The sequence below is a fragment of the Rhizobiaceae bacterium genome, assembly GCA_023953835.1.
GTDB lineage: Bacteria > Pseudomonadota > Alphaproteobacteria > Rhizobiales > Rhizobiaceae > Mesorhizobium_G.
In genome coordinates this window covers 205,766-230,489 of sequence record JAMLJB010000001.1, presented here as the reverse complement: position 1 = coordinate 230,489, position 24,724 = coordinate 205,766, and the positions used below count along the sequence as shown (strand labels likewise).

At 58.6% G+C, this 24,724-nt stretch carries 25 protein-coding genes, 2 tRNA genes and 1 pseudogene; 15 read left to right on the top strand and 13 right to left on the bottom strand.

The features are described from left to right. Window positions 1-6: 6 nt before the first annotated feature. Window positions 7-711, bottom strand: coding sequence for a phosphoribosylglycinamide formyltransferase (gene purN / locus M9924_01090; protein ID MCO5062987.1), 705 nt, complete (start codon window positions 709-711; stop codon window positions 7-9). After that, a complete protein-coding gene (gene purM / locus M9924_01085) occupies window positions 708-1,772 on the bottom strand; it encodes a phosphoribosylformylglycinamidine cyclo-ligase (protein ID MCO5062986.1) in 1,065 nt (354 codons plus the stop codon). The genes purN and purM overlap by 4 nt, the downstream gene beginning before the upstream one ends. 175 nt (window positions 1,773-1,947) lie before the next feature. Between purM and M9924_01080 the strand changes: the two genes are divergently transcribed. From M9924_01080 to M9924_01065, 4 genes are all read left to right on the top strand, one after another. After that, window positions 1,948-2,505, top strand: a complete 558-nt coding sequence (locus tag M9924_01080) for a CDP-alcohol phosphatidyltransferase family protein (protein MCO5062985.1) — start codon at window positions 1,948-1,950, stop codon at window positions 2,503-2,505. Beyond that, window positions 2,477-3,685, top strand: coding sequence for an AI-2E family transporter (locus tag M9924_01075; protein ID MCO5062984.1), 1,209 nt, complete (start codon window positions 2,477-2,479; stop codon window positions 3,683-3,685). The genes M9924_01080 and M9924_01075 overlap by 29 nt, the downstream gene beginning before the upstream one ends. Further along, complete coding sequence (gene hdaA, locus M9924_01070) at window positions 3,682-4,383, top strand: DnaA regulatory inactivator HdaA (protein ID MCO5062983.1); 702 nt, start codon at window positions 3,682-3,684, stop codon at window positions 4,381-4,383. The genes M9924_01075 and hdaA overlap by 4 nt, the downstream gene beginning before the upstream one ends. A gap of 67 nt (window positions 4,384-4,450) precedes the next feature. Continuing rightward, on the top strand, window positions 4,451-5,038 hold the full coding sequence (locus M9924_01065; protein MCO5062982.1) for an NAD(P)H-dependent oxidoreductase: 588 nt from the start codon (window positions 4,451-4,453) through the stop codon (window positions 5,036-5,038). Window positions 5,039-5,074: 36 nt separating this feature from the next. Here the strand turns inward: M9924_01065 and M9924_01060 are convergent, their stop codons facing one another. The 6 genes from M9924_01060 to M9924_01035 form a co-directional block, all read right to left on the bottom strand. Then, the gene (locus M9924_01060) at window positions 5,075-5,911 is read right to left on the bottom strand and encodes a GNAT family N-acetyltransferase (GenBank protein MCO5062981.1); all 837 of its coding nucleotides are present in this window, start codon (window positions 5,909-5,911) and stop codon (window positions 5,075-5,077) included. A 5-nt stretch (window positions 5,912-5,916) separates the two neighbouring features. Further along, complete coding sequence (locus M9924_01055; protein ID MCO5062980.1) at window positions 5,917-6,645, bottom strand: aspartate/glutamate racemase family protein; 729 nt, start codon at window positions 6,643-6,645, stop codon at window positions 5,917-5,919. A 12-nt stretch (window positions 6,646-6,657) separates the two neighbouring features. After that, entirely contained in the window at window positions 6,658-7,476 is an 819-nt protein-coding gene (locus M9924_01050; protein ID MCO5062979.1) for an ABC transporter permease, read from the bottom strand. 2 nt (window positions 7,477-7,478) lie between these two features. Further along, a complete protein-coding gene (locus M9924_01045; GenBank protein MCO5062978.1) occupies window positions 7,479-8,381 on the bottom strand; it encodes an ABC transporter permease in 903 nt (300 codons plus the stop codon). 79 nt (window positions 8,382-8,460) lie between these two features. Further along, on the bottom strand, window positions 8,461-9,741 hold the full coding sequence (locus tag M9924_01040; GenBank protein ID MCO5062977.1) for a PotD/PotF family extracellular solute-binding protein: 1,281 nt from the start codon (window positions 9,739-9,741) through the stop codon (window positions 8,461-8,463). 30 nt (window positions 9,742-9,771) lie between these two features. After that, the gene (locus M9924_01035) at window positions 9,772-10,860 is read right to left on the bottom strand and encodes an ABC transporter ATP-binding protein (protein MCO5062976.1); all 1,089 of its coding nucleotides are present in this window, start codon (window positions 10,858-10,860) and stop codon (window positions 9,772-9,774) included. 254 nt (window positions 10,861-11,114) lie between these two features. Between M9924_01035 and M9924_01030 the strand changes: the two genes are divergently transcribed. The 3 genes and pseudogenes from M9924_01030 to M9924_01020 all read left to right on the top strand — a co-directional run bounded on the left by M9924_01030 (window position 11,115) and on the right by M9924_01020 (window position 12,949). Continuing rightward, window positions 11,115-11,828: a GntR family transcriptional regulator gene (locus M9924_01030; GenBank protein MCO5062975.1), complete on the top strand. Its 714-nt coding sequence runs from the start codon at window positions 11,115-11,117 to the stop codon at window positions 11,826-11,828. A gap of 99 nt (window positions 11,829-11,927) precedes the next feature. Then, window positions 11,928-12,008: pseudogene (locus M9924_01025) on the top strand (tRNA (N6-threonylcarbamoyladenosine(37)-N6)-methyltransferase TrmO). A 167-nt stretch (window positions 12,009-12,175) separates the two neighbouring features. Next, window positions 12,176-12,949: an SDR family oxidoreductase gene (locus tag M9924_01020; protein ID MCO5062974.1), complete on the top strand. Its 774-nt coding sequence runs from the start codon at window positions 12,176-12,178 to the stop codon at window positions 12,947-12,949. A gap of 52 nt (window positions 12,950-13,001) precedes the next feature. On the opposite strand, the gene M9924_01015 is transcribed toward M9924_01020, so the two are convergent. Both M9924_01015 and M9924_01010 read right to left on the bottom strand, forming a co-directional pair. Further along, window positions 13,002-13,445: an SRPBCC family protein gene (locus tag M9924_01015; GenBank protein ID MCO5062973.1), complete on the bottom strand. Its 444-nt coding sequence runs from the start codon at window positions 13,443-13,445 to the stop codon at window positions 13,002-13,004. Window positions 13,446-13,590: 145 nt separating this feature from the next. Continuing rightward, window positions 13,591-13,667 (bottom strand) — tRNA-Pro (locus tag M9924_01010). Between the two features lie 272 nt (window positions 13,668-13,939). Between M9924_01010 and M9924_01005 the strand changes: the two genes are divergently transcribed. From M9924_01005 to M9924_00995, 3 genes are all read left to right on the top strand, one after another. Beyond that, a complete protein-coding gene (locus M9924_01005) occupies window positions 13,940-14,245 on the top strand; it encodes an ETC complex I subunit (GenBank protein ID MCO5062972.1) in 306 nt (101 codons plus the stop codon). 38 nt (window positions 14,246-14,283) lie between these two features. Then, window positions 14,284-14,360, top strand: a tRNA-Arg gene (locus M9924_01000). Window positions 14,361-14,548: 188 nt separating this feature from the next. Continuing rightward, window positions 14,549-15,004, top strand: a complete 456-nt coding sequence (locus tag M9924_00995; protein MCO5062971.1) for an NUDIX hydrolase — start codon at window positions 14,549-14,551, stop codon at window positions 15,002-15,004. Between the two features lie 9 nt (window positions 15,005-15,013). Here M9924_00995 and M9924_00990 read toward each other — a convergent pair whose 3' ends face one another. Further along, entirely contained in the window at window positions 15,014-16,186 is a 1,173-nt protein-coding gene (locus tag M9924_00990) for a cystathionine beta-lyase (GenBank protein MCO5062970.1), read from the bottom strand. 291 nt (window positions 16,187-16,477) lie between these two features. Between M9924_00990 and M9924_00985 the strand changes: the two genes are divergently transcribed. The 4 genes from M9924_00985 (at window position 16,478) to M9924_00970 (ending at window position 20,788) form a co-directional block, all read left to right on the top strand. Beyond that, the gene (locus M9924_00985) at window positions 16,478-17,503 is read left to right on the top strand and encodes an amino acid ABC transporter substrate-binding protein (protein MCO5062969.1); all 1,026 of its coding nucleotides are present in this window, start codon (window positions 16,478-16,480) and stop codon (window positions 17,501-17,503) included. A gap of 86 nt (window positions 17,504-17,589) precedes the next feature. After that, window positions 17,590-18,780: an amino acid ABC transporter permease gene (locus M9924_00980; GenBank protein MCO5062968.1), complete on the top strand. Its 1,191-nt coding sequence runs from the start codon at window positions 17,590-17,592 to the stop codon at window positions 18,778-18,780. Between the two features lie 3 nt (window positions 18,781-18,783). Continuing rightward, the gene (locus M9924_00975; GenBank protein MCO5062967.1) at window positions 18,784-19,944 is read left to right on the top strand and encodes an amino acid ABC transporter permease; all 1,161 of its coding nucleotides are present in this window, start codon (window positions 18,784-18,786) and stop codon (window positions 19,942-19,944) included. Between the two features lie 94 nt (window positions 19,945-20,038). Next, a complete protein-coding gene (locus tag M9924_00970; GenBank protein ID MCO5062966.1) occupies window positions 20,039-20,788 on the top strand; it encodes an amino acid ABC transporter ATP-binding protein in 750 nt (249 codons plus the stop codon). An 85-nt stretch (window positions 20,789-20,873) separates the two neighbouring features. Here M9924_00970 and M9924_00965 read toward each other — a convergent pair whose 3' ends face one another. Both M9924_00965 and M9924_00960 read right to left on the bottom strand, forming a co-directional pair. After that, entirely contained in the window at window positions 20,874-22,076 is a 1,203-nt protein-coding gene (locus M9924_00965; protein MCO5062965.1) for an FAD-dependent monooxygenase, read from the bottom strand. A 23-nt stretch (window positions 22,077-22,099) separates the two neighbouring features. Continuing rightward, window positions 22,100-22,345: a zinc-finger domain-containing protein gene (locus M9924_00960; protein MCO5062964.1), complete on the bottom strand. Its 246-nt coding sequence runs from the start codon at window positions 22,343-22,345 to the stop codon at window positions 22,100-22,102. A 186-nt stretch (window positions 22,346-22,531) separates the two neighbouring features. Between M9924_00960 and M9924_00955 the strand changes: the two genes are divergently transcribed. After that, entirely contained in the window at window positions 22,532-24,721 is a 2,190-nt protein-coding gene (locus tag M9924_00955; GenBank protein ID MCO5062963.1) for an RNA degradosome polyphosphate kinase, read from the top strand. Window positions 24,722-24,724: the final 3 nt, after the last annotated feature.

Here is a 24,724-nt window from a genome sequence, read left to right as displayed (position 1 = left end):
GCCGCCTCAGGGCGTCACACGCGCGAGCTGTTCGAGGTCAGGCAGGTCGGGCAGGGGATCGGGTGCGGAAACGGCCGCGTCGGCTCCGTACTCGTCAAAACCCTCGAACACGGTGCGACCCTGTTCCATTCGCGCCTTTCCCTCGGCGACAAGTCGCAACGCGGTCGGATAGATGCGGTGTTCCATCCGGAGCACTCGCGCGGACAGGGCGGTTTCGGTGTCATCGTGGAGAACGGGCACAGCCGCCTGTGCGATGATCGGGCCATCGTCCATGTCGGCGGTGACGAAATGCACCGTGCAGCCATGAACGCGCATGCCGGCATCCAATGCGCGGCGATGCGTGTTGAGGCCCTTGAACAAAGGCAGCAGAGCAGGGTGGATATTGATCATGCGACCCTGCCACTTCTGCACGAATTCCGCTGTAAGCAGGCGCATATAGCCTGCAAGCGCAACAATGTCGGTCCTGAAGGCGGCAAGGTGCGAATCGATGGCGGCATCGTGCGCTTCCTTGGATGCGAAATCCCTGCGCGCCACCACCAGCGTGGGAATGCCGCGCGAGGAAGCGAAATGCAGCCCTGCCGCATCCGCCTGGTCGGAAATGACGCAAACGATCTCAGCCGGATAGTCCTGCTCGGAGGCGGCCTCAACGAGGGCCCCCATGTTCGACCCACGTCCCGAAATAAGCACCGCAATGCGTTTACGCTCGGTCATAGCCCGATCGCTCCGCGATAGATGACGCCAGTTTCCCGGCGCGGGACAATGCGCCCGATCGGCGTAACCGTTTCGCCTGTTTCCTGGAGTACGGCGGCGACCTGGGCCGCCTGTCCGCTGGCAACTGCTATGACCATGCCGATGCCACAGTTGAAGGTCCGCATCATCTCCTCCGGCGCTACCCCTCCCGTCTTTGCCAGCCACGAAAATACCGGAGGAACCTCGATGGTTTCGAGATCGATCTCGGCGGAAAAGTCCTTGGGCAGGACGCGGGGTATATTATCGGGAAATCCGCCACCTGTGATGTGCGCAAGGGCCTTGATGCCATGCGTCGACCGGATCGCCTTGAGGATCGAACGCACATAGATGCGCGTCGGCTCCAGCAGCGCCTCGCCCAGCGTTTCGCCGGCAGCGAAAGGAGCCTTGTCGCCCCAGTCGAGGCCACTTGTGGACACGATTCGGCGGACAAGGGAAAAGCCGTTGGAATGCACCCCCGAGGACGCAAGGCCGAGCAGCACGTCGCCTTCGACGATATCGTCGGTCGGCAGCAATTGCCCGCGCTCTGCAGCGCCGACTGCAAATCCCGCGAGGTCGTAGTCACCTTCGCGGTACATGCCCGGCATCTCCGCCGTTTCGCCGCCGATCAGCGCGCAACCTGCCTGTCGGCAGCCTTCTGCAATGCCTTCAACGATGGCGACGCCCTGGTCGGGGTCGAGCTTGCCGGTCGCGAAATAGTCGAGGAAAAACAACGGCTCCGCGCCTTGCACCACGAGGTCGTTGACGCACATTGCAACGAGATCGATGCCGATCGTGTCGTGCTTGCCTGCGTCGATGGCGATCTTGAGTTTGGTGCCGACGCCGTCATTCGCGGCAACGAGGACCGGATCGGTGAAACCCGCAGCCTTCAGGTCGAACAAGCCACCAAATCCGCCAATCTCACCGTCTGCGCCGGGACGCCGGGTCGCCCGCACCAGCGGCTTGATCTTTTCCACCATAAGGTTGCCGGCATCGATGTCGACGCCTGCATCGGCATAGGTCAGTCCATTCTTTGTCTTCTGCATGGTGCCTCGCCGCCCGGTTCCTGTTTCCTGCCGCGCTATTTGCACGAACCGGCGCGAGCTTCAACAAAACACGAGCCATGGGCAATGGATAAATGTCTTCGGGCTGGTGGACCACTTGCCTCGCCGCATGCGCTCGACCATATCGGTCACAAACGGAGAATTGCGGGGAGCGTCGTTGACCATACCCAACTTCATCACCATCCTCAGATTTCTGCTTGTGCCGGTTGTGGTCTATGCCCTGCTCATCGAACAATGGGGGTGGGCGTTTGCAGGTTTCGTCGTTGCAGGCCTTTCGGACGCCGTGGACGGCTTCATTGCACGCCATTTCGGGCAGATTTCCAAGCTCGGCAGTTACCTTGATCCAGTAGCCGACAAGGTGCTGCTCGTTAGCGTGTTCATCGTGCTGGGCTACCTGAACGAATTGCCGCTGTGGCTTGTGATCGCCGCCGTTTCGCGGGATGCGCTCATCGTTTGCGCCGTGCTTTTGTCGTCGGTCATGGGCAATCCGGTCGAGATGAAGCCGCTCATGGTCTCCAAGGCCAACACCACGGTTCAAATCGTCCTCGCCGCATTCATACTGGGCGAGCAGGCTTTCAGCGCGGACACCGGCATTATGCGGACGATGCTGATTGCTGCGAGCGGCCTCTTGACCATCGCATCCGCCGCTGCCTATCTCGTGGCTTGGTTGAGGCATATGACAACAAATGGCGAAAACGCGCCCTCCAGCCGATGATGCCCTTGCCGAGGCTGCACTAAGCCTCGCATTCCGCCGCCAGATACGATTCTGGCTGTTGGCAGCGGCGCTTTTTGCGCTGTTTCTCTACGTGTTCAGCGATGTGCTCCTGCCGTTTATCGCGGGGCTCGCGCTGGCCTACTTCCTTGATCCGGTAGCGGATCGGTTGGAACGGCTCGGCCTCTCGCGACTCATGGCTACCGTCATCATACTGTTTGCGTTCCTGATCCTTGTGGTGCTCGGACTGGTCATTCTGATACCGCTTCTGTCTTCACAGCTCGCGGACTTTGCGGTCCGCGTGCCGCAATATCTCACGCAGCTTCAGGAGCTTGTGACCAATTTCAATCCGGAGTGGCTGAAACGCAATTTTGGTGTCGATCCATCGACGCTGAGTGAAGGGCTGAATTCCCTCTTGACGTCGAGTGTCGGCATTGTCTCGACTGTGTTCCAGTCGATCTGGAGTTCGAGCGTCAGGCTCTTTTCCATCGCCAGCCTGTTCGTCGTGACCCCTGTTGTGGCCTTTTACATGCTGCTCGACTGGGATCGCATGATTTCGGTGGTGGACAGTTGGGTGCCGCGGGATCATGTGCAGACAGTCCGACAGATCGCGCGTGACATCAACAGCGCGACGGCTGGGTTCGTGCGCGGTCAGGGTACGCTTTGCCTCATCCTCGGTGCCATCTATGCAATCGGACTGACGGTGGTCGGACTGAACTTTGCCATTCTGATAGGCCTTTTCGCGGGCCTCATCTCCTTTATTCCCTATGTTGGATCGCTGACCGGGCTTGCGCTTTCGCTCGGCATTGCTTTCGTGCAGTTCTGGCCTGACTGGTACATGGTTGTCGCAGTCGCCTGCGTGTTCTTTGCCGGGCAGTTCATCGAGGGCAATATCCTGCAACCGCGCCTTGTCGGCAAAAGCGTCGGACTCCATCCGGTCTGGCTTATGTTCGCACTGTTTGCGTTCAGCGCTCTTTTCGGGTTCGTCGGCCTGCTCGTCGCGGTCCCGGCGGCTGCGGCGATTGCCGTGCTGATCCGGTTTGGGATCTCCCGTTACCTTGAATCTCCGCTTTACACGGGTCACGCGGCCCGGGATCAAATCGAAGTGGTACGCGTCGAGGTACTCGAAGCAGAGACAGCGAAGAAAAGATCCGTCAGGACAACGAAGCCCGAACGGCGATGAGCAGTTCATCCGAGCCGCAGCAACTGCCGCTGGACCTTGCGGCGAAACCGGCATTTTCGCGCGACGATCTGGTCGTTACCCAGGCCAATTCCGAAGCCGTCAGGCTGGTTGACGGCTGGCCGGACTGGCCGGGACCGGTGGTCGTGCTTGCCGGTCCTGCCGGCAGCGGAAAATCCCACCTTGCGGAAATCTGGAGGTCGCGAAGCGGCGCATCGCCGCTCGACGCTTCGGCAATCGAAACGCGGCTTCCTCAATTGCGCGAGGCAGGCCCGTGGCTGGTGGATGATGTCGACTCCGGTAGCCTCGACCAGACCGGGCTCTTTCACCTGATCAACCTAGCTCGACAACAGCATTCGCACATTCTGCTGACGGCAAGGCGCTTTCCCGGCGCTTGGGGTGTGGAATTGCCGGACCTCGCATCGCGCCTGAAGGCGGCAACGGTGGTGGAGATACATGAACCGGACGACGCATTGCTTGCTGGCGTGATCTCGAAGCTGTTTGCCGACCGGCAGATCGAAGTGGAGCCGCATACGGTCGCGTATATTGTAAGGCGAATCGAGCGGTCGCTGGCTGCGGCAATCAATGTGGTGAACCGGCTCGACTATGCTGCCTTGTCGCAGAACACGCGCATAACACGAGCGTTGGCTGCGGACGTGATCACTTCACTTGACGAAGGGCAGGCCGAATTGCCTTTATAGGCACTTCGGCCGCTCCTCCCTGCGGTCCTCGTCTGCAATCCTCCCAAGGAAAGAACTGGAGCCAGCAATGTCCAAGCCCAAGATTGCCATCATTATCGGTTCGACCCGTGCCACGCGCTTTGCCGACAAGCCTGCGCAATGGGCGCTGGAGCATGCAAAGAAGCGCGCCGACCTTGACTTTGAACTGGTGGACTTGCGGGATTTCGACCTGCCCTTTTTCAACGAAGCGGCGTCAAACCTCTGGATGCCTTCCAAGGATGAGCGCGCGGTGAAATGGCAGCAGAAGGTTGGCGAATTCGACGGCTATCTGTTCATCACCGCCGAATATAATCGTTCCATCACGGGGGCGCTGAAGAATGCGCTGGATCAATGCTACAAGGAGTGGAACCACAAGCCGATGGGAGCGGTCGCCTACGGTAGCATGGGCGGCGCGCGCGCACTCGAACATCTGCGAACGATATCGATCGAGTTGCAGATGGTGCCTGTGCGAAATGCTGTCCATATAGGCGGGCGCGATTTCGTGACGGTCTCGCCGCTCGGTAAGAACGAGCCGATGTCGGCGATTGAAGACGTGCTGCTGCCGTCGCTCAAGAATACCTTCGACGATCTTGCCTGGTGGGGAAAGGCGACCATGGCTGCGCGAGCGGATGGCTAGGGTCAAAGACCTGCAACTGGTGATGCTTCGGTAGGCTTATCCGAGTTCCAGCGTCGTCACCCCAAAAACCCGACTGTTGGGGGCGAATAGCCCCCCCAGGTACATTCGAGTGGTCTGGAAAATGGAACGCAATCCATGCGCGCCCAGCAAGTCGATGAATTCCGACTGATATTCCGGGACGTCGATATAGACGCACCCGTCTGTCGCCTTGCACAAGGCGAAGAAGATTTCGGCGGCAATTGCTGGCCGGCACGCAAATAGAGGGCCGATCTTGTATCCTTCGAGGCACTGTCTCACCGTGCCGTAGCCGACGATACTTCCTTCGCTGAGGGCCGCAATTGAATGATGTGGTCGCGATATCCATTTGCGGAGGAATGTTTCGCGGTCCGCACCGAAAGCTTCGAGATCGAATGACGCCAATTCGGCGAAGTCGGATGAATTGCAGTTTTCGAGCTGGACTTGCGCGGGTCGGTCGCGAAGTTGAAAAGTGCCTGCAAATCGCAATGTTCGATAGACTTCCTGAAATGCGCTGGCCCGGTAGTTTTCGACCTGGGCCTCAACAGCGTCGAGGCCTATAGTTCGTCCCGACAACCGTCCAATCCCGGCGTTCCACAAACGCTTGCCGTAGCCCCTTCCGCGCAAATCTGCGCGAGTGATGTAGAGACCGATGAAGCCATACGATTCGCCATAGGCTATCGCCGCGATTCCGGCTGCCAGCTCGCCGCCGACATAGGTTCCTATGAACCCGTCGGGATCGGCGGATCGGAACATGGCTCCGTCCGATTTCCCGGGATTCCAGCCTTCACCACCGGCCCAGCCGACGAGCGTTTCAACATCGGCGGGCGACATCACCCGAACGTCCACGGTGGACATGGATCCTAGCTCCGCGCGAAATATTCCGGCATCCCGATCACGGGCTTGCGGATTGGCGTCGCGTAGGCCCCGCGCTTCGATGTGTTCAGGCCAAGCGAAACCAGCGCTTCCGCCTGTTTTACCGCTGCTGCCACTCCGTCGACAACGGGCAGACCAAATTCCTGACGCAGCGAACGCACCAGATCGGCCATGCCCGCGCAGCCCAGCACAATTGCCTCGGCTCTATCCTCGGCAATCGCGGTGCCGATTTCCCGGCGCAACTTGTCACGCGCACCGGAGGCGGGGTCCTCCAGCGAAAGCACGGCAATGTCCGCCGAACGGACCTTTGCACGTCCGGAGAATCCATAGCGGTGAACAAGATTCTCGATTGGCACCCTCGAGCGGTCCATCGTCGTGACAACCGACATTCTCGCGGCGATGAATCCTGCCAGAGACAATGCCGCCTCGCAGATTCCCAGCACCGGCACATCGGCAAGCGCGCGCGCCGCATCAAGGCCCGTATCGTCGAAACACGCAATAACGACGGCATCTATGGCATCGCCGGCTGCTACGACTTCCGCCAGCATGCCAGGCACGGCGAGGGCTTCGTCATAATATCCTTCAATGGAGGCTGGTCCCATGCGTGAGGTTACGGCGACGATCTCCGTACCGGCGGACGCCGCTTCGCGCGCTGCTTCCGAAATCGTTGCGGTCATCGAGGCGGTCGTATTCGGATTGACGACAAGGATGCGCATTGGGTTCCCGTTTCAGGCGCGCGCGCGGCGACGTCCCAGATAAAAGATCGTCCCGAGCGTGCCCGCGATGACAAGAAACGAGAACAGCGTCGTCACCGTGCCGAGCGCATAGAGCACGGGCGTCGTGACGTTGGTGGTCATCCCGTAGATTTCGAGCGGAAGCGTGTTGTAGGTGCCCGACGTCATCAGTGTGCGGGCGAATTCATCGTAGGACAATGTGAAGCCGAACAGGCCGACTCCGATCAGCGAAGGTGCAATCATCGGCAACAGGACGTGACAGAAGGTTTGCCAAGGCGTGGCACCAAGGTCGCGCGCAGCCTCCTCGTAAGAGGGCGAAAAGCGGTTGAAGACCGCAAACATGATGAGCACGCCGAAGGGAAGCGTCCATGTCAGATGTGCGCCAAATGCAGAGCTGTACCAGGCAGGCTGGACGCCGATCTGCTGGAACAGCACGCCTATGCCGAGCGAAATGATGATCGAGGGCACCACGAGGCTCGCGATGGCCAGATAGAATAGCGGGGTTGCCCCACGATATTTGCGCCTGAATGACAGGCCGGCCAGCAGGGATACCAGCACGGTCACTACCATCACCATCAGCCCAAGAATGAAAGAACGTCGGAAGCTGCCTCCGAAATCGCCGACGGCCTGCGTTTCAAAGAGGTTGGCAAACCAGTGCAGCGAAACACCATTCAGTGGGAAGGTCAGGCCCCCATCCGGCCCTTGAAACGACAGGATCAGGATCGCCGAAAGCGGGCCGTAGAGGAACAGCACGAAAAGCGCGAAGAACATCGCCAGGATGTAGAATTCGAGGCTACGGCCTTCATCGCGCATGTCTAGAGTTCCTTGCGTATATCAACGATCCGCAGGATGCCCGCGACCATCAGCAGAACCAGAACGAGCAGCACAACGGCGTTGGCCGCAGCAGCGGGGTATTGCAGCAACGACATCTGGTTCTTCATCATCAGCGCGACCGATGCGCTCTGTCCGCCGGACATGACCTGAACGGTTGAGAAATCCGCCATGACGAGGGTAACGACGAAGATCGTGCCGATCGCCATGCCGGGTTTGGCGAGCGGGATGATGACGTTCCAGAGTATTTGCCAGCCTGACGCTCCCGCATCCCGTGCGGCTTCAACCAGCGACCTGTCAATGCGCATCAGCGTGTTGAAGATCGGCGTGACCATGAACAGCGTATAGAGATGCACCATCGCCAGCACGACCGCGAAATCCGAATAGAGCAGCCACTCGATGGGTTGGGGAACGATCCCTGCCTTGACCAGCGCCGTGTTGACCAGACCGTTGCGGCCCAGCACTGGAATCCAGGAGATCATGCGAATGATGTTCGATGTCAGGAACGGCACCGTGCACACAAGGAACAGCACCATCTGCATGGCCGTCGAGCGTATATGAAACGCAAGAAAATAGGCCACCCAGAAACCGATGAACAAGGTTATGGCCCACACGATCAGCGCATATCTCAGCGTATTGAGATAGGTCTTCCACGTGACCCACGATCCAAGCGTATCCGAATAGTTCATGAGCGTGAAATCGGGATACATGCGCGCGAAATCGTAGTCCCAGAAGGATACGACGGCGATCATCAGGATCGGCAAGAGCAGAAAGAAGCCGAGGATGAGAGTCAACGGCAGCGCCTGCAGATAGGAAGCCATGCCGCTGAGTTTCAGCCACGAGCGCGCGGGCTTCACGACATTCGTATCTGGAATGACAATCGTCATGGACGGATCGGTTCCCGCGAGGTGTTGGAGCGTGCCGGCACCCCAGAAACGAGCGCCGGCACAGTAACTCGAATGCGCGTCAGGCGGCGATAAATTCGTTCCAGCGTTTGACCATGTAGCGATCCTCGTCCATGACCGAATTCCAGCACGCTACCTTGCCCATGCGCTCGTTGAAGGAGCCGCCGTCGCGTACAGCACCGGCCTTCTCCATGACCTTGCCTTCCGGCGAGAGAATATCGCCCTGTGCTGGTTTGCCCTCGATCCAGTAGCCCCATTCGTCTTCGCTCATGAAGCCTTTCGCGGTTTCCATGCAGGCCGAATAGTAGCCCTGACGGTTGAGATAGCCGCCAACCCAGCCGGAGGTGTACCAGTTGATATATTCATAGGCGGCATCGAGCTGTGCGCCGGACAGATGCGATGCGAGGCCGAGACCGCCGCCCCATGCGCGATAGCCTTCCTTGAGCGGCTGATATTTGCATGCAATGCCCTTGGCGCGGACCGCAGCGACCGCAGGTGACCACATCGACTGAATGACCACTTCGCCCGACGCCATGAGATTGACACTCTCGTCGAACGATTTCCAGAACGCGCGGAACTGGCCGTCCTGCTTGGCCTTGATCAGGAACTCGATCGTCTTGTCGATCTCGTCCGTGGTCATGTTGCCCTTGTCGGCATATTTGATGTTGCCCATCGCTTCCATGATCATTGCGGCGTCCATGATGCCGATGGACGGAATATTGAGGATGGAGGTCTTGCCCTTGAACGCCGGGTCCATGATATCGGCCCATGTCGTGATTTCTCGGCCCACGAGATCCGGGCGAATACCGAGCGTGTCGGCATTGTAGATCGTCGGCATCATCGTGAACCACTGAGTCGGCTCTTTTGCGAAGGTCTTGGAATCCTGTGCCTCGACAAATCCGACCGTGTGCGGCGCCGTGCCCTGCGCGATGACTGAGTCCGGCGTCAGCTTGCCGTTGATGAACAGCGGAACCACCTTGTCGAAATATTTGAGCTTCGAGGTGTCCATCGGCTGTAGAACGCCGCTTGGGAACACTTTCTTGCAGATCCAGTATTCGATATCGGCAACGTCATAGCTGTCGGGCTGTGTGACGGCGCGCTGCGCGGCTGCGTCGGAGTCCGTCGCGGTCATTTCAAGCGTGATGCCGAGGTCCTTCTTGCACTGTTCGGCGATCGCATTGATGTTCGACACGCCCGTTCCGAACTGGCGCAGCATTATGTTCGACTGCGCCCATATTGTCGGAAATCCTGTAATCATGCCGGAACCAGCGGCCAGACCGGCAGTTGCAGCGCCCGCTTTCAACAGTGAGCGCCGGGAAAGTCCCTTTGTTTCAGTTTTCATGGCTTTGTTCCCTGTTCTTGTGGTTTCTGTTCAAGCGTCGAGGCGTGCGAGCACGATTGCGTCCTGCGGGTCCCAGGCAAGCGGCAGGGCGTCTCCCGTTTTTATTGACCGGTCGAAGAAGTCCTTGTCGTCAGCGATAACGGTGAAGTCGTCGAAACCGGCCCCGGCCACGATCATTTTGACGGAGGAGCCGCGATACTCGATGTTCGACACGACGCCGTTGAAGCCGAGCCCTGCCTTTATGTTTTCGCCGATGCGAACATGATCGGTGCGGATGGCGACATCGATCTCTGAGCCGACTGGCCGCTCCTCGCCCGTGGCGAGGAACTTGCCACCTCCGGGGACTTCGAACTGCACCGAGCCTTTCCTGTTGGCGGTGACCCTGCCGGAAACAACGTTGTGATCGCCCATGAAGCGCGCGACGAATGCCGTTGCCGGCGTCTCGAATACAGTGCGGGGAGGTGCAGCCTGTTCGATGCGCCCGTCATTCATCACGACGATGAGGTCAGCCAGCGCCATCGCCTCTTCCTGGCTGTGCGTGACATGGACGAAGGTGATGCCGAGGTTCTGCTGGAGCTTTTTCAGCTCGGCCCGCATGCGGATCTTGAGAAACGGGTCGAGCGCGGACAGCGGTTCGTCGAGCAGCAATGCCTCGGGATCGGTGATCAATGCGCGGGCCAGCGCCACCCTTTGCTGCTGGCCGCCGGAAAGCTGCGCGGGCCGTCGCATCGCGTAGGGTTCCATTTGCATCAGCTTCAGCATTTCCAGCGCTTTCGCGCGGCGATCGGCCTTCTCGACACCCTTCATTTTCATCGAGAAGGCAACATTGTCGACCAGATCGAGGTGAGGGAACAGCGCGTAGGACTGGAACATCATCGCGGTGCCGCGCTTTGCCGGCGGCAGGTCCGTGATGATGGTGTTTCCGAGGCGTATGTCTCCGGAGGAAATGCTTTCGTGTCCGGCAATCATGCGCAGCGTCGAGGTCTTGCCGCAGCCCGACGGGCCAAGAAGGCAGCAATAGGTGCCCGCAGGTATCTTGAGGCTGATGTCGTGAACAGCCGTGAAGTTGCCGTAGACCTTGGAAACGGAAGCGATGTCGATCTCGGCAGCCTTTGTCATCCAGCACTCCTTGGTGCTTTCCACCATGCATCACGCGTGCCAGTTGTGCGTTTCCCGTCCAAGTTGTTGAAATATTGAAAGAAGATCATTCACGCCGCTTGTGCCTCCAATGAGAGCAAAGCGTCATGTTGCACAAAAAATGTGCGATTGTTGCCAATCACTTGCGCGATTGTATGCAATCTGGATGGCTTCCTGTTTTGGCACTCGCCAGACCGGGTGCTTGTCGGCTATGCAGGCAAAAAAGGTAAAACATCTTGGATTTGGCGCAGGCATCGACCCGAGCGGGTGAGCAGAAAGCGGATGATCGGGCAAGTTCCATTCGGGACCAGCTCAGGCTCGCGATCATAGACCGTCGTCTCGCGCCCGGCACCAAGCTGTCCGAGCAGGAAGTCGGGTCGATTTTCGACGTGAGCCGCACCGTCGCGCGCGCCGCTCTTCAAATGCTGACTTTCGAAGGCCTGGTACACACCGAGCGCAACCGGGGGGCCTTTGTCGCCAACCCGTCTCCAGAAGAAGCCCGTCAGGTCTTCGCTTCGCGCCGTCTCATCGAACCTGGAATCGTTGTCGAAGTCTGCAAGCGGCTGGAACTGCATCATCTCGCCGCCTTCCAGCTTCAGTTACAGTCGGAGGGAAGCCTCGTCGCGGCGCACGGCCCGGAAGCGCGGCGCGCGGAAATCAAGGCATCGGGAGACTTTCATCTGCTGCTCGCCTCCGTTGCCGGAAACGCGATCCTGCAAAAATTCATGGAGGAGCTTGTCGCGCGATCTTCGCTCGTCATCGCACTTTATGGCCGTTCGGGTGCCTCGGCGTGTGGCCACAACGAGCATGCTGAGATCGTAGCCGCGATCGAAGCGTCAGATACCGACAAGGCGAGCAGCCTGATCGTGGCGCATATCAACCATATTGAAGCCGACCTGGACCTGCGGTTCCGGGAAGGACCGAAGCTGCGCGACGTTCTGCTGCCATAGACGAACAAGCGGGGCAAGTCCCGAGCGTCTCAGCAAATGTGATTTCGAGATATCAGGATGAATATAGCGACTGAGCGCTGCCGCACGCCTGCCGTGCCGCCCTTGCTGGACATCAAGCCGGACCGCACATTGTTTGTGCCGGTCGCGCCGCCGCAAAGAGGTGATTTCGAAACCGGCTAGCGTATGAACCTTGCCGACCGCGAAGAATGCCAAGCAGGCGGACGAGAAGCTTTCGTTATGTCTACGTTGTTATAACGGCTGGAGTTGCTGACTTTCGATTGCGGCAAGGCTCAAAATCCGCGTGCAGATGGGATATGGAGGATGGTCAGCGCAATGCGAGGTGACGTGTGTCGGTCAAAGAGAAGCTCGGTCTAGAAAACAGGGTCGCCCTTATAACTGGTGGCGGGCGCGGACTTGGCTATGAGATTGCCAAGGTGTTCGCCGAGTTCGGTGCGCAAGTTATCATTACAGGCCGGGACGCTTCGACATTGGAGCGGGCGGCCCGTGAACTGGGTCGCGATGCGAAGGCGCCACCGCAGTTTCTCGCATTCGATGTGAGCGATGCCGAGAGCAGAAAAGCGGCGCTCGCCCAGATCCAGAAACAGCATGGCCGATTGGACATCCTCGTCAACAATGTCGGGGCGAGGGATCGACGTCCGCTTGCTGCCTTTACCGACGATGATGTGTTGAAACTCATCCAGACCGACCTGCTTGCGGCAATTTCGCTGTCCCGTGACGCCGCGGAGATGATGAAGCGGCGCGGCTATGGCCGGTTGATCGCAGTGACTTCCATACTTGGACACCAGACGATGCCCGACGACGCGGTTTATCCGGTGGCCAAGCAAGGCCTGACCGGCCTCATGAGGGCGTTAGCGGTCGAGTATGGCCCCTTTGGCATAACCAGCAACGCCATCGCGCCCGGCATGTTTGCCACGGAAACGAATGCTGAACTCGCCGGTAGCGCCGAAATGGTTGAATTTGCGCGCAGGCGCGTTGCGCTACAGCGGTGGGGCAGGCCGGAGGAAATTGCCCCTGCCGCGCTCTTCCTCGCAAGCGAAGCAGGGTCGTTTGTGACGGGGCACGTCCTCGTTGTGGACGGCGGAATGACAGTGAAATTCTAGGGTTCGGCCCACCCCATATGCCGATGGCCGGACACTCAGTATGTCTGATGGTTCACTGATTGATTTCAGGCTCAACCAGCGTTGCAAGGTTGCGAAGCGACTCTTGCCATCCGAGATAGCACGCTTCCGGGGGAATGGCATCGGGAATGCCCGCCTGCGTGATGTTGAGTTCCGTGCCGACGGAAATCTGCTTCAAGCTGACTGTCACCTCCATTTCGCCCGGCATATTCGGATCGTCGAATGAGTCCGTGTATTGGAGGCGCTCGTTTTCGATCAGATCAACATATCTGCCGCCAAACGAGTGGCTTTGGCCTGTTGTGAAGTTTCGAAACGACATTCTGAAGGTGCCGCCGGCTTTGGGCTCGAAATGATGCACGGTGCACAGGAAGCCGTTTGGCGGGAGCCATTTCGCAAGCGCGTCAGCCTCAAGAAACGCACGGTAGACCTTGTCCGGGCGCGTGGCCAGAACGCGGTGGAGTTTGATGGTGCTCGGCATCTTGTTCGATCCTTCATTTGCATGACTGTCCCAAGGACGTGCAGGAAGGAGGAATGCCGACATAGGGTCAAACAAAAACCAGTCCTTCGTTGGGCAAAAGCCCATAGAAAGTTTCACGGATTCCGCTAACCAATTGATTTGACTATGGTCGGAGTGGCAGGATTCGAACCTGCGACCCCCTGATCCCAAATCAGGTGCGCTACCAGGCTGCGCTACACTCCGAGGCAGCCCGACCCCCTAAAGAAACAGGGACCTTGGTGCAAGGGGCATTCTAGAAAAAGACAATCCGAGAGTGTGTGAATTGCGCTAGAACCTGTTTGGTATGTTTGAACTCGACCAGAAAAAGGGCTCGACCATCCCCGAAATTGGGCAAGAATCGTCCGAGGTATGTGCTCGCCCACCCAGGGCAGGCATGCGATCGCTTGCAGGGATGGCTCACTCGCAGTATGCAGCTTTGCATCGCGCGTTTCTTGGAATCGACAGAAGGTATCGAAATGTCCGCCCGCATTTTCAGCCCGGCCAAGACCGCCATGCAGTCCGGCAAAGCCAAGACCGGCTATTGGATTCTCGAATTTGATCCGGAACAGCCTTTGAAGATCGATCCGCTGATGGGATACACGTCCTCCGGCGACATGAAACGGCAGGTCAAACTTACCTTCGATACGTTGGAGGAAGCGGTCGCGTATGCCAAAAAACAGAACATAGCCTATCGGGTTGAAGAACCGAAGGTCGCCACGCGCCGTCCAATTTCCTACTCTGACAATTTCCGCTATGACCGCAAGGTTCCTTGGACCCATTGAATTCGGAGCAGGGAATTCTGACTGTCCAGACACCACATGGTCCCGTAGCTCAGCTGGATAGAGCAACAGCCTTCTAAGCTGTGGGTCGCAGGTTCGAGCCCTGCCGGGATCGCCACTTTCTAGCCACTGCTCGTTCCGGGAGCGCCGCGTGCCGCCTCGGGCCCGGAATTTCGATGATTTTCATGGTATCATGCGTCATAGCGATTCCGGCAGCCGTGTTTCCAATATATCTGCCGAAGCACTTCCGAAATTGGGAGATGAAAGGGGCTTGAATTAATTAGCCGGTTCATTAATTCTCATTGAATGAAACAGAAGAAAGCGACCAGCCTTATAAAAAAGGGCAAGGACATAAGGCAGATCGCGGCCTTGCCCTATCGCATTTCCGATAGGGGTGAACTCAAGGTGCTGCTGATCACTTCGCGAGGCACGCGAAGGTTCGTGATTCCCAAGGGCTGGCAGATGGACGGCCTCAAGGATTGGGAAGCGGCGGCGCAGGAGGCAAGAGAAGAAGCAGGCATCAAGGGCGAAATACATAAACAGCCCATCGGCGAATATCAGTACTGGAAGCGCCTCAAGAGTGCCTTTGTTCCGATTACCGTGGCCGTATATCCACTCAAGGTCACAGGCAGCATGCCACGTTGGCGCGAGGCGAAACAGCGCCGCCGCGGCTGGGTCGATTGGGAGCACGCCAAGGTGCTGGTCGACGAGCCGGAGTTGGTGACGCTCATCGATGCATTCGCGTTGGCCCACATCGTCTGACGAAGGAACTCACGCGTTTCGGGCTGCCGCCAACCCCCGCTCCAGGTCGGCCTTCAGGTCCGCCACGTCTTCCAGTCCGATTTGCAGGCGCAGGAGCGGGCCAGGGTAGCTTCCCCTGGCGATCATTCGATCCCCCAGAAATACGTTCACCGCGAGGCTTTCATAGCCGCCCCACGAATAGCCGAGGCCGAAGATTTCGAGCGCGTCCAGAAAGGCATGCGCCTGCTTCTGGCCACCGCCGTCCAGAACAATCGAGAAGATGCCGCTTGCCCCGCCGAAATCGCGTTTCCAGATGGCGTGTCCTTGATGGGACGCAAGCCCGGGGTGCAGCACTTGCGCGACACCTGGTTGCTTTTCGAGCCAACCAGCAATTTCGAATGCGCTTCTCTGGTGATGCTCGAGGCGCACGCCCATGGTGCGCAGCCCGCGCAGCACCTGATAAACATCGTCCGGCGCCGCGCAGCAGCCCATCGTCGTGAATGTTTCTTGCAGTGTCTTCCAGCAGGCTTCATTGGCCGAGACTGTGCCGAGGAGCACGTCGGAATGCCCGGCGGGATATTTAGTCGCCGCATGGATCGAAATATCGACTCCATGGTCCAGCGGGCGGAAGAAGAGAGGCGTTGCCCAGGTGTTGTCCATCATCACCACCGCGCCTACTGCCTTGGCCGCTTTCGCAATGGCGGGAATATCCTGGATTTCGAACGTGTTGGAGCCCGGTGATTCTGTAAACACCACACGTGTATTCGGCTTGAGAAGCGCGCTGATGCCGGCCCCGATCAACGGGTCGTAGTACTCCACATCGATCCCGAGACGCTTTAACATGGTGTCGGCGAAATTGCGCGTCGGATGGTAGACCGAATCGACGATCAGCACATGGTCGCCCGAAGACAGGAACGCCAGCAGCGGGATCGTCACTGCCGCCAATCCTGAGGGCACGACGATTGTGCCGACTGACCCTTCCAGCGAATCGATTGCCGCTGATAATGCGTCCGTGGTCGGAGTTCCACGCGTTCCATAGGTGTATTTCTGTGCACGGCGCGAGAGCGTGTCGGCGTTCGGGAAAAGCACGGTCGACGCGTGCACGACTGGAGGATTGACGAAGCCGAAGAATGCGTGCGGATCATTTCCCGCGTGCGCAAGCCGGGTGTTGATACCGTGCTTGTCTTTGTCGACCTTTGCCATGAGACGCCCCGAATGAATGGTGACGAAGGCTTTAGATCGGTCTGCTTGCGTTCGCAACACCACCTGGTTGAGACAGCAAAACTATAGATTGCATTCCAACAATTTGTTCGGAATTACCGTAGCTTGAGGGCAAATCAGCTTGACCTGACTTAAATTATGTCCTTGGTTATTTTTGTGACCGAAGCGCGAAACGCCGAGCAGGACAATGTTGCCTACGGGGTGCAGGGCCGGCAGGAACGTTCGCCTTCCAACGCAACGGTACATCTGAAAAACAACAAGGGTCAGAGGGTTATGAACAAAGCAAAAGTCATTCTCGGCGCAGCCGTGCTAGGCTTGATGGCCGGGGCCGCTTCGGCGGACACGCTGGATGACGTCAAGGCGAAAGGTTTTCTTCAGTGCGGCGTAAACACCGGTTTGGCTGGTTTTTCTTCGCCGAACGATAAGGGTGAATGGACAGGGCTGGACGTAGATTTCTGCCGCGCTGTGGCCGCTGCGGTGTTTGGTGACGCAACGAAGGTCAAGTTCACTCCGCTGAGCGCAAAGGATCGTTTTACTGCTCTCCAGTCAGGCGAAGTGGATATCCTGTCGCGCAATACGACCTGGACCATCAATCGTGACACGGCCCTCGGCCTGAACTTTGCCGGCGTAACATATTATGACGGCCAGGGCTTCATGGTGAACTCCAAGAAGCTGCCGGGAATCACCTCCGCGCTCCAGCTTTCTGGCGCTGCAATCTGCGTTCAGTCAGGTACCACGACGGAGTTGAACCTCGCCGACTACTTCAAGGCGAACAAGATGGAATACACGCCCGTCGTGTTCGAGAAGTTCGAAGAGGCCAATGCTGCCTATGATGCGGGCCGCTGCGACGCCTATACGACCGACCAGTCGGGTCTCTATGCCGTTCGCCTCCAGATGAGCGCTCCGGACGACCACGTCGTTCTTCCCGAGATCATCTCCAAGGAGCCTCTCGGCCCGTCGGTTCGCCAGGGCGACGACAAGTGGTTCGATATTGTGAAGTGGACCTATTTCGCGCTGCTCAACACCGAGGAAGCCGGCATCACGCAGGCGAATGTCGAGGAGATGAAGTCGACTGAGAATCCGGATCTGCGTCGTCTGCTTGGCGTCGAGGCTGACACCAAGATTGGCACCGATCTCGGCCTGACCAATGACTGGGTTGTCAACATCGTGAAGGGCGTCGGCAACTACGGCGAAATCTTCGAGCGCAATGTGGGCACGGGTAGCCCGCTCAAGATTGCACGCGGCGCCAATGCCCTTTGGACAAAGGGCGGACTGCAATACGGCATGCCGATCCGCTAAGCGGATCAGGGCCGGGGATGCGCTGAGCACCCCGGCCATCTACCGACGAGGCAAATATGTCCGTCGGGCAATGGAAGGGGAACGATATGGCAACACAGGATGTGTTACCAGCGGGGCGGACCGAAAAGGTATCCCTGCTCTATGATCCGCGAGCACGCAGCATATTTTTCCAGCTGCTGATTGTCGCGCTATTGGTGTTGGGTGGCTGGTGGATCGTGGACAACACGATCGAGAACCTTCGCCGTTCCAACATTCAGACTGGTTTCGCATTCCTGCGTGGACGCGCCGGTTTCGATATCCTCACCTCGCTTATTCCCTATTCGTCGGACTCCACGTTCGGGCGCGCAATTGTGGTCGGGGTGCTGAACACCGCGCTGGTGGCCGTTACGGGCATCATCGCCGCGACCATCATCGGCTTTCTGGTCGGAATCGGGCGCTTGTCCCAAAACTGGCTGATCCGGAAGCTCGCAACGGTCTATGTGGAACTCTTCCGCAATATCCCGCCGCTGTTGGTCATCCTCTTCTGGTATCAGGGCGTGCTCGCACTCTTGCCCAATGTGCGCGACAGCTACTCGCTTCCATTCAGTTCCTACCTCAACAATCGTGGCTTCTATCTCCCGATGCCGATCTGGGGCGAAGGGTCCTGGCTCGTCCTCGCCGGGTTGGTGCTGGGGGTCGTCTTCAGCTGGTTCGTCGCAAGATGGGCGCGGGCGCGGCAGATGGAAACAGGTCAGCAATTCCCCGTGATGTGGACAAGCGTTGCACTGGTCGTGGGCATGCCGTTGTTGGGCTTCGTGTTGGCCGGATTTCCGCTCACTTTCGATATTCCCCAAAAAGGCACCTTCAACCTGACCGGTGGTACGAACATCAAACCTGAATTTCTGTCGCTGCTTCTCGCTCTTTCATTCTATACGGCGGCGTTCATAGCCGAGATCGTGCGAGCAGGGATCATGGGCGTGCCGCGGGGGCAGACAGAAGCCTACTCCGCTCTGGGATTGCGCTCGTCCCAGGGACTGCGGCTGGTGATCATTCCGCAGGCAATGCGCATCATCATTCCGCCGCTGACCAGCCAATACCTCAACCTGACGAAGAATTCGTCCCTGGCGGTGGCGATTGGCTATCCCGATCTCTACGCGATCGGGGGCACGATCTTGAACCAGACGGGTCAGGCCATCGAGGTCGTGGTCATCTTCATGTGTGTCTATCTCAGCTTGAGCATCCTCACCTCGCTGTTCATGAACTGGTTTAACGGCAAGATGGCGCTGAAGGAGAGATGAGCCATGCAGGAACATGATCTTTCCTGGGTACGCACAGAAATGGCCTTGGCGCAGGCTGCTCCGAGGTCTGCCGTCGGGCCGGTGGCGTGGCTTCGCAAGAACCTTTTCGCCTCGCCGGTCGATTCCGTACTCACGCTTATTGCGGCAATCGCTGTTGTCTGGTTCCTGCCGCAGATCCTCAACTGGCTGTTCGTCAATGCGGTGTGGTCCGGCGCGGATCGGACGGCTTGCCTGACGACGGAGCAAGGCGGTCAACTTCCTGCGGGATGGTCGGGCGCTTGCTGGCCGTTCATCGAGGCGCGCTTCGGGCAATTCATGTTCGGACGCTATCCCATCGACGAACGGTGGCGGGTCATTCTGACCGGAGTGATCTTCCTGGCGCTCCTTGTGCCTCTGTTGACCCCCGCCGCGCCCTTCAAGAAGCTCAACGCGATCCTGTTCTTCGCCGTCTTTCCATTCCTCGCCTTTCTCCTTCTGGTCGGCGGCTATTTCGGGCTGCCCTACGTCGAAACGCCCCTTTGGGGCGGGCTGATGGTCACTTTGGTCATCTCCTATGTGGGCATTGTGGTGTCGCTGCCGCTGGGAATATTGCTCGCGCTTGGTCGCCGTTCCACCATGCCGATCATCAAGATGCTGAGCGTGATCTTCATCGAGGCAATCCGCGGCGTGCCACTGGTCACGGTCCTTTTCATGGCCAGTTTCATGCTCCCGCTTTTTGTGCCGCCCGGCATGACCTTCGACAAGCTCTTGCGTGCTCTCATCGGCGTGGCGCTGTTCTCCTCCGCCTATATGGCAGAAGTGGTGCGCGGCGGTTTGCAGGCGATTCCGAAGGGCCAGTATGAAGGCGCGGATTCCCTCGGCCTTGGCTATTGGCAGAAGATGGGCTTCATCGTCATGCCTCAGGCGTTGAAACTGGTTATTCCTGGCATCGTGAACACCTTCATCGGTCTGTTCAAGGATACGACGCTGGTGTTGATCATTTCGATGTTCGACCTGCTCGGCGTGGTGAAACAGAGCATTTCGGGCGATCCGACCTGGGCGACACCACAGACCGCAAAGACGGGTTATGTCTTTGCGGCGGGGATATTCTGGTTATTCTGCTTCGGCATGTCGCGCTATTCCATGTTCATGGAACGTCGCCTCGATACGAGTCACCGGAAATAACTGATGGCTGCCAAAGACAACAAATAAGGGAACACGCAATATGGCCACCGAAAATGCCGTCTCGGCGGAAGAAATCGCGGTCGATCCTTCAAGGATGCAGATATCATCCACCGATGTCGCGGTTGAAATCATCGGCATGCACAAATGGTACGGCGAATTTCATGTCCTGAAGGACATCAACCTCAAGGTAATGCGCGGCGAACGCATCGTTATCTGCGGGCCATCAGGTTCCGGTAAATCCACAATGATCCGCTGCATCAACCGCCTGGAAGAACACCAGAAAGGCAAGATTATCGTCGACGGAAAAGAACTCACCAACGATCTGAAGAAGATCGATGAGGTGCGCCGCGAGGTTGGGATGGTGTTCCAGCACTTCAACTTGTTTCCGCATCTGACGATTCTCGAAAACTGCACGCTGGCGCCGATCTGGGTGCGCAAGATTCCGAAGAAGCAGGCCGAGGAAACGGCCATGCACTTCCTGCGTCGCGTGAAGATCCCGGAACAGGCAAACAAATATCCGGGTCAGCTATCAGGCGGCCAGCAGCAGCGTGTTGCGATTGCCCGGTCGCTGTGCATGAATCCACGTATCATGTTGTTCGATGAGCCGACCTCAGCGCTCGATCCCGAAATGATCAAGGAAGTTCTCGAAACGATGGTGGGCCTTGCCGAGGAAGGCATGACCATGCTTTGCGTCACCCACGAAATGGGCTTCGCACGCAAAGTCGCCAATCGGGTTATCTTCATGGACGCGGGCCAGATCGTCGAGCAGAATACGCCGAAGGAATTCTTCGACCATCCGCGCCACGAGCGGACTAAACTGTTCTTGAGCCAGATTCTGCATTAAGCGGCTTTTCTTTGAGCCGATGCCACCGCATTGCTGGCCGCTTTGCGCATTGGCCACGGGGAATCGGTAGGGTCGAAAATCGACTCTATCCGTCCCAACCATAGAGCCAGTCCAGATCGCCCATCAGCGCTTGCTGGTTGCGCATCTTCAGCACTGCGTCGCGTGCGAACGCCACTGGGCCGCGCGCATGCCAGGCGAACTGGTTGAACGCACCACGACGGGCCACGCGCAGAACCCGCCGTCTGCGCTCCACGGTCCAGGCCTGCAGCGCGGTGGCAAGGTCACCTGCATGCGCTGTGCGCTCCGCGAGCGTTTCGGCATCTTCAATGGCCATAGCCGCGCCTTGCGCCGCAAAGGGCGTCATTGCGTGCGCGGCGTCTCCGATCAACGCCAGTCCAGCCGGTGCGGACCACGGGGCGTCCAGGTCCGCGACATGGAGTGGCCAAGCCATCCAATCCGGGTCGTCCGCCAGTGCGGCAAGGGCAGGGGCGGTCCCGCGCATTGCCTCGGCCAGCGCCCGATCCACGCCCTTTTCGCCCCAGCCTGGGGATATTTCGACACGTGTCGGCGTGAAAGCGGCGAGGTTGATCGCCATACCGCGCTTTACCGGATATGCGATCATATGGAACCGGGGATGCAGGAAGGCGGTGACGCAGCTTGCCGAGCGGCCTGCGAACAGGGCCTGCGCACGGGCAGTGTCGGCGTTGATCGTGCGGCGCCATGCGAGTTGGCCGACAAAGCGGCTTTCGCCCGTCTTGCCGGACAGTGCGCGGATCGTAGACCAGACACCGTCGGCGCCGACAATGAGACGTCCCGAAACTGCCTGCAATACACCTGATTTGTTGATCGAGAACGAAGGCGAGGTCACGTCAAGGTCGATATCCAGGACGGGTGTGCCTGTGTTCAGTTCGATCAGCGATTGCCGCCCAACTGCGTTCAGGAGCGCTTGTTGCAGGTTCGCGCGATGCGAAACGAGATAGGGCGCGCCCCAACGCTTGCGCGCCGTCGTGCCAAGCGGGATGCGTGTGATCTCGCTCAGGTCGGCGGCGCGTCGCAAGACAATGGCCTCCGGTTCGACCGCGGTCTCCATGAGTTCATCCAAAACGCCGAGCCTTTCCAGCAGGCGCGTTGCGTTTGGCGAGAGCTGCAAGCCCGCGCCGACTTCTTCGAGTTTCTCGGCACGTTCGAAGATGCGAACCCCAACGCCGCGCCGGGCAAAGGCGAGCCCGGCGGACAGGCCGGCGATACCAGCGCCGGCGATCAGGATTTGCTCAGTTTCGTCGCTCATATGCGGCCTTGCGGCCAACTGAATCAGGCCGCGTGGTCAAGATAGGCACAGCCTTCGGGCAGCGTCTGATCAGGCCGAAGCGAAGGATTGTAGCGATAGAGGGTCGAGCAATAGGGGCAAACCTTCTCCGTGTCATCGCCCAGGTCGAGAAACACATGCGGATGGTCAAACGGGGGATTTGCCCCCATGCACATGAATTCGGTCACGCCAATTTCTATGGTCGCATAGCCTCCGTCATTGTGAAAATGGGGAATCGCGCCCGCAGCCATGACCATGCTCCTTGCCCGTTTGATTGTACCAAGCGTTTGGAACAATTCAGCGCGCTTTGCAAGAAGCTGGCGCGTGCCGGAACCGGTTCCGACTGTCACATCTTTGAAACGAAACTGTCGCAAAACCCTGTCAATTGGATAGACTGCGCACAGTGCGGTTCGGTGCGACGCACTGGGAAGGTTCTCATGAATGAATTGAAGCCGTTGAAGGTGGATATCTCCGGCAATTTGGGCCCGGACGGCGAGCCTGCAGGCAATCCGGACCGCTTCGTCAATCGCGAATTTTCGTGGCTGCAGTTCAATCGCCGTGTGCTGGAAGAGTCTCAGAACATTTCGCATCCGCTGCTGGAGCGAGTCCGGTTCCTCTCCATTTCGGCGACAAATCTCGATGAATTTTTCATGGTTCGCGTGGCCGGTCTCGCTGGGCAAGTGAGGCAGGGCATAGCGATCCGCAGCCCGGATGGCCGCACGCCGCAGGAGCAGCTCGACTACCTTCTGGATGAAGTTGGACGCCTTCAGGAAGATCAGCACAAGAGCTTCGACAATCTGACCGGACTGCTGAAGAAAGAAAACATCGAGATCATCAATCCCGGCGCCTTGTCGAAGGAAGAGCACGCATGGCTTCAGGAACATTTCCGGGACCAGATTTTCCCGGTACTGACCCCGCTTTCGATCGATCCGGCGCATCCTTTCCCATTCATTCCGAATCTCGGCTTTTCGATTGCGCTGCAATTGCGCCATCTGCGCAACGGCGAGGAAATGTCCGCGCTCCTGCGCCTGCCGGTGGCGCTCAGACGATTCATCCGCCTTCCCGACAAGAAGAAGCATGTGCGTTTCATGTCGCTCGAGGCGGTCGTCAGCCTTTTCGTTGGCAAGCTCTTCCCGGGGTATGAGGTGACGGGCTCGGGGACATTCCGGATCATCCGCGACAGCGATATCGAGGTGGCGGAGGAGTCCGAGGACCTCGTGCAGCTTTTCGAGACGGCATTGAAGCGACGCCGCCGCGGCTCAGTGATCCGCATCGAATTTGACAGCCAGATGCCTGAGGAGCTTCGCGATTTCGTGTCGCAAGAGCTCGGCGTTTCGGGTAGCCGCGTCAGCGTTCTGAACGGCATTCTTGCAATCAACCAGATCTCCGAACTCGTTGCCGTGGCGCGGGACGACCTGAAATTCACTCCATACAATCCGCGCTTTCCCGAGCGCATCCGGGATCATGGTGGGGACTGTTTCGCGGCGATACGCGAGAAGGACATCATCGTCCACCATCCCTATGAGTCTTTCGACGTGGTGGTTCAGTTCCTGCGGCAGGCTGCAGCCGACCCGGAGGTCGTGGCCATCAAGCAGACGCTCTATCGCACCTCGAACGACAGCCCGATCGTACGGGCGCTGGTCGATGCAGCGGAGGCTGGGAAATCTGTAACGGCGCTTGTCGAACTGAAGGCGCGCTTCGATGAGGAAGCCAACATTCGCTGGGCACGCGACCTGGAGCGCGCAGGCGTGCAGGTCGTGTTCGGCTTCATGGAGTTGAAAACCCACGCGAAAATGTCGTTGATCGTGCGTCGTGAGGACGGCAAGCTACGCAACTACGTTCACCTGGGCACCGGCAATTACCATCCCATAACAGCGCGCATCTACACAGATCTGTCGTTTTTCACGACGGACAACCAGATCGCGCGGGATGTTGCGCTGATCTTCAACTTTATTACCGGCTATGCCGAGCCCACGCAGGAAATGTGCATCGCCGTCTCACCGTTCACGCTGCGCAGCCGCATCATCGGACATATAGAGCAGGAAATCTTGCACGCCCAGGAAGGTCGCCCGGCGCGAATCTGGATGAAGATGAATTCGCTGGTGGACCCGGAGATCATCGATGCACTCTATGCGGCCAGTCGCGCAGGCGTGGAGATCGAACTGGTGGTGCGCGGCATATGCTGCCTGCGACCGCAGGTTCCCGGCCTGTCGGACAATATCCGGGTGAAGTCGATCGTCGGACGCTTCCTGGAACACAGCCGAATCTACTGCTTCGGCAATGGTCATGGCCTGCCCTCCGAACAGGCGATCATATACATCTCCTCAGCGGACCTTATGCCGCGCAATCTCGACAGGCGTGTCGAATGCATGGTGCCCATCACAAACAAGACTGTGCATGAGCAGGTGCTCAACCAGATCATGCTCGGCAATATTGTGGACAACCAGCAGAGCTTTGAGGTACTTGCGGACGGCACTTCGCGACGCGTGGTGCTGGAGGAAGGCGAGGAACCATTCAACGCGCAGGAGTATTTTATGACGAATCCGAGCCTTTCAGGCCGCGGTGACGCCCTGAAATCCCATGCGCCAAAGCGAATCGCGCAGTTTAAGCGACGCAAGAAGGCCTAGCAG

Coding starts and splice junctions, on each gene's coding strand:
- M9924_00955 (MCO5062963.1), top strand. CDS start 22,532: ATGAATGAATTGAAGCCGTTGAAGGTGGATATCTCCGGCAATTTGGGC.
- M9924_01060 (MCO5062981.1), bottom strand. CDS start 5,911: ATGTCCACCGTGGACGTTCGGGTGATGTCGCCCGCCGATGTTGAAACG.
- M9924_00970 (MCO5062966.1), top strand. CDS start 20,039: ATGCAGATATCATCCACCGATGTCGCGGTTGAAATCATCGGCATGCAC.
- M9924_00980 (MCO5062968.1), top strand. CDS start 17,590: ATGGCAACACAGGATGTGTTACCAGCGGGGCGGACCGAAAAGGTATCC.
- M9924_00965 (MCO5062965.1), bottom strand. CDS start 22,076: ATGAGCGACGAAACTGAGCAAATCCTGATCGCCGGCGCTGGTATCGCC.
- purN (MCO5062987.1), bottom strand. CDS start 711: ATGACCGAGCGTAAACGCATTGCGGTGCTTATTTCGGGACGTGGGTCG.
- M9924_01005 (MCO5062972.1), top strand. CDS start 13,940: ATGTCCGCCCGCATTTTCAGCCCGGCCAAGACCGCCATGCAGTCCGGC.
- hdaA (MCO5062983.1), top strand. CDS start 3,682: ATGAGCAGTTCATCCGAGCCGCAGCAACTGCCGCTGGACCTTGCGGCG.
- M9924_01015 (MCO5062973.1), bottom strand. CDS start 13,445: ATGCCGAGCACCATCAAACTCCACCGCGTTCTGGCCACGCGCCCGGAC.
- M9924_01040 (MCO5062977.1), bottom strand. CDS start 9,741: ATGAAAACTGAAACAAAGGGACTTTCCCGGCGCTCACTGTTGAAAGCG.
- M9924_01075 (MCO5062984.1), top strand. CDS start 2,477: ATGGCGAAAACGCGCCCTCCAGCCGATGATGCCCTTGCCGAGGCTGCA.
- M9924_00990 (MCO5062970.1), bottom strand. CDS start 16,186: ATGGCAAAGGTCGACAAAGACAAGCACGGTATCAACACCCGGCTTGCG.
- M9924_01065 (MCO5062982.1), top strand. CDS start 4,451: ATGTCCAAGCCCAAGATTGCCATCATTATCGGTTCGACCCGTGCCACG.
- M9924_01045 (MCO5062978.1), bottom strand. CDS start 8,381: ATGACGATTGTCATTCCAGATACGAATGTCGTGAAGCCCGCGCGCTCG.
- M9924_00985 (MCO5062969.1), top strand. CDS start 16,478: ATGAACAAAGCAAAAGTCATTCTCGGCGCAGCCGTGCTAGGCTTGATG.
- M9924_01035 (MCO5062976.1), bottom strand. CDS start 10,860: ATGACAAAGGCTGCCGAGATCGACATCGCTTCCGTTTCCAAGGTCTAC.
- M9924_01050 (MCO5062979.1), bottom strand. CDS start 7,476: ATGCGCGATGAAGGCCGTAGCCTCGAATTCTACATCCTGGCGATGTTC.
- M9924_01055 (MCO5062980.1), bottom strand. CDS start 6,645: ATGCGCATCCTTGTCGTCAATCCGAATACGACCGCCTCGATGACCGCA.
- purM (MCO5062986.1), bottom strand. CDS start 1,772: ATGCAGAAGACAAAGAATGGACTGACCTATGCCGATGCAGGCGTCGAC.
- M9924_00975 (MCO5062967.1), top strand. CDS start 18,784: ATGCAGGAACATGATCTTTCCTGGGTACGCACAGAAATGGCCTTGGCG.
- M9924_00995 (MCO5062971.1), top strand. CDS start 14,549: ATGAAACAGAAGAAAGCGACCAGCCTTATAAAAAAGGGCAAGGACATA.
- M9924_00960 (MCO5062964.1), bottom strand. CDS start 22,345: ATGGCTGCGGGCGCGATTCCCCATTTTCACAATGACGGAGGCTATGCG.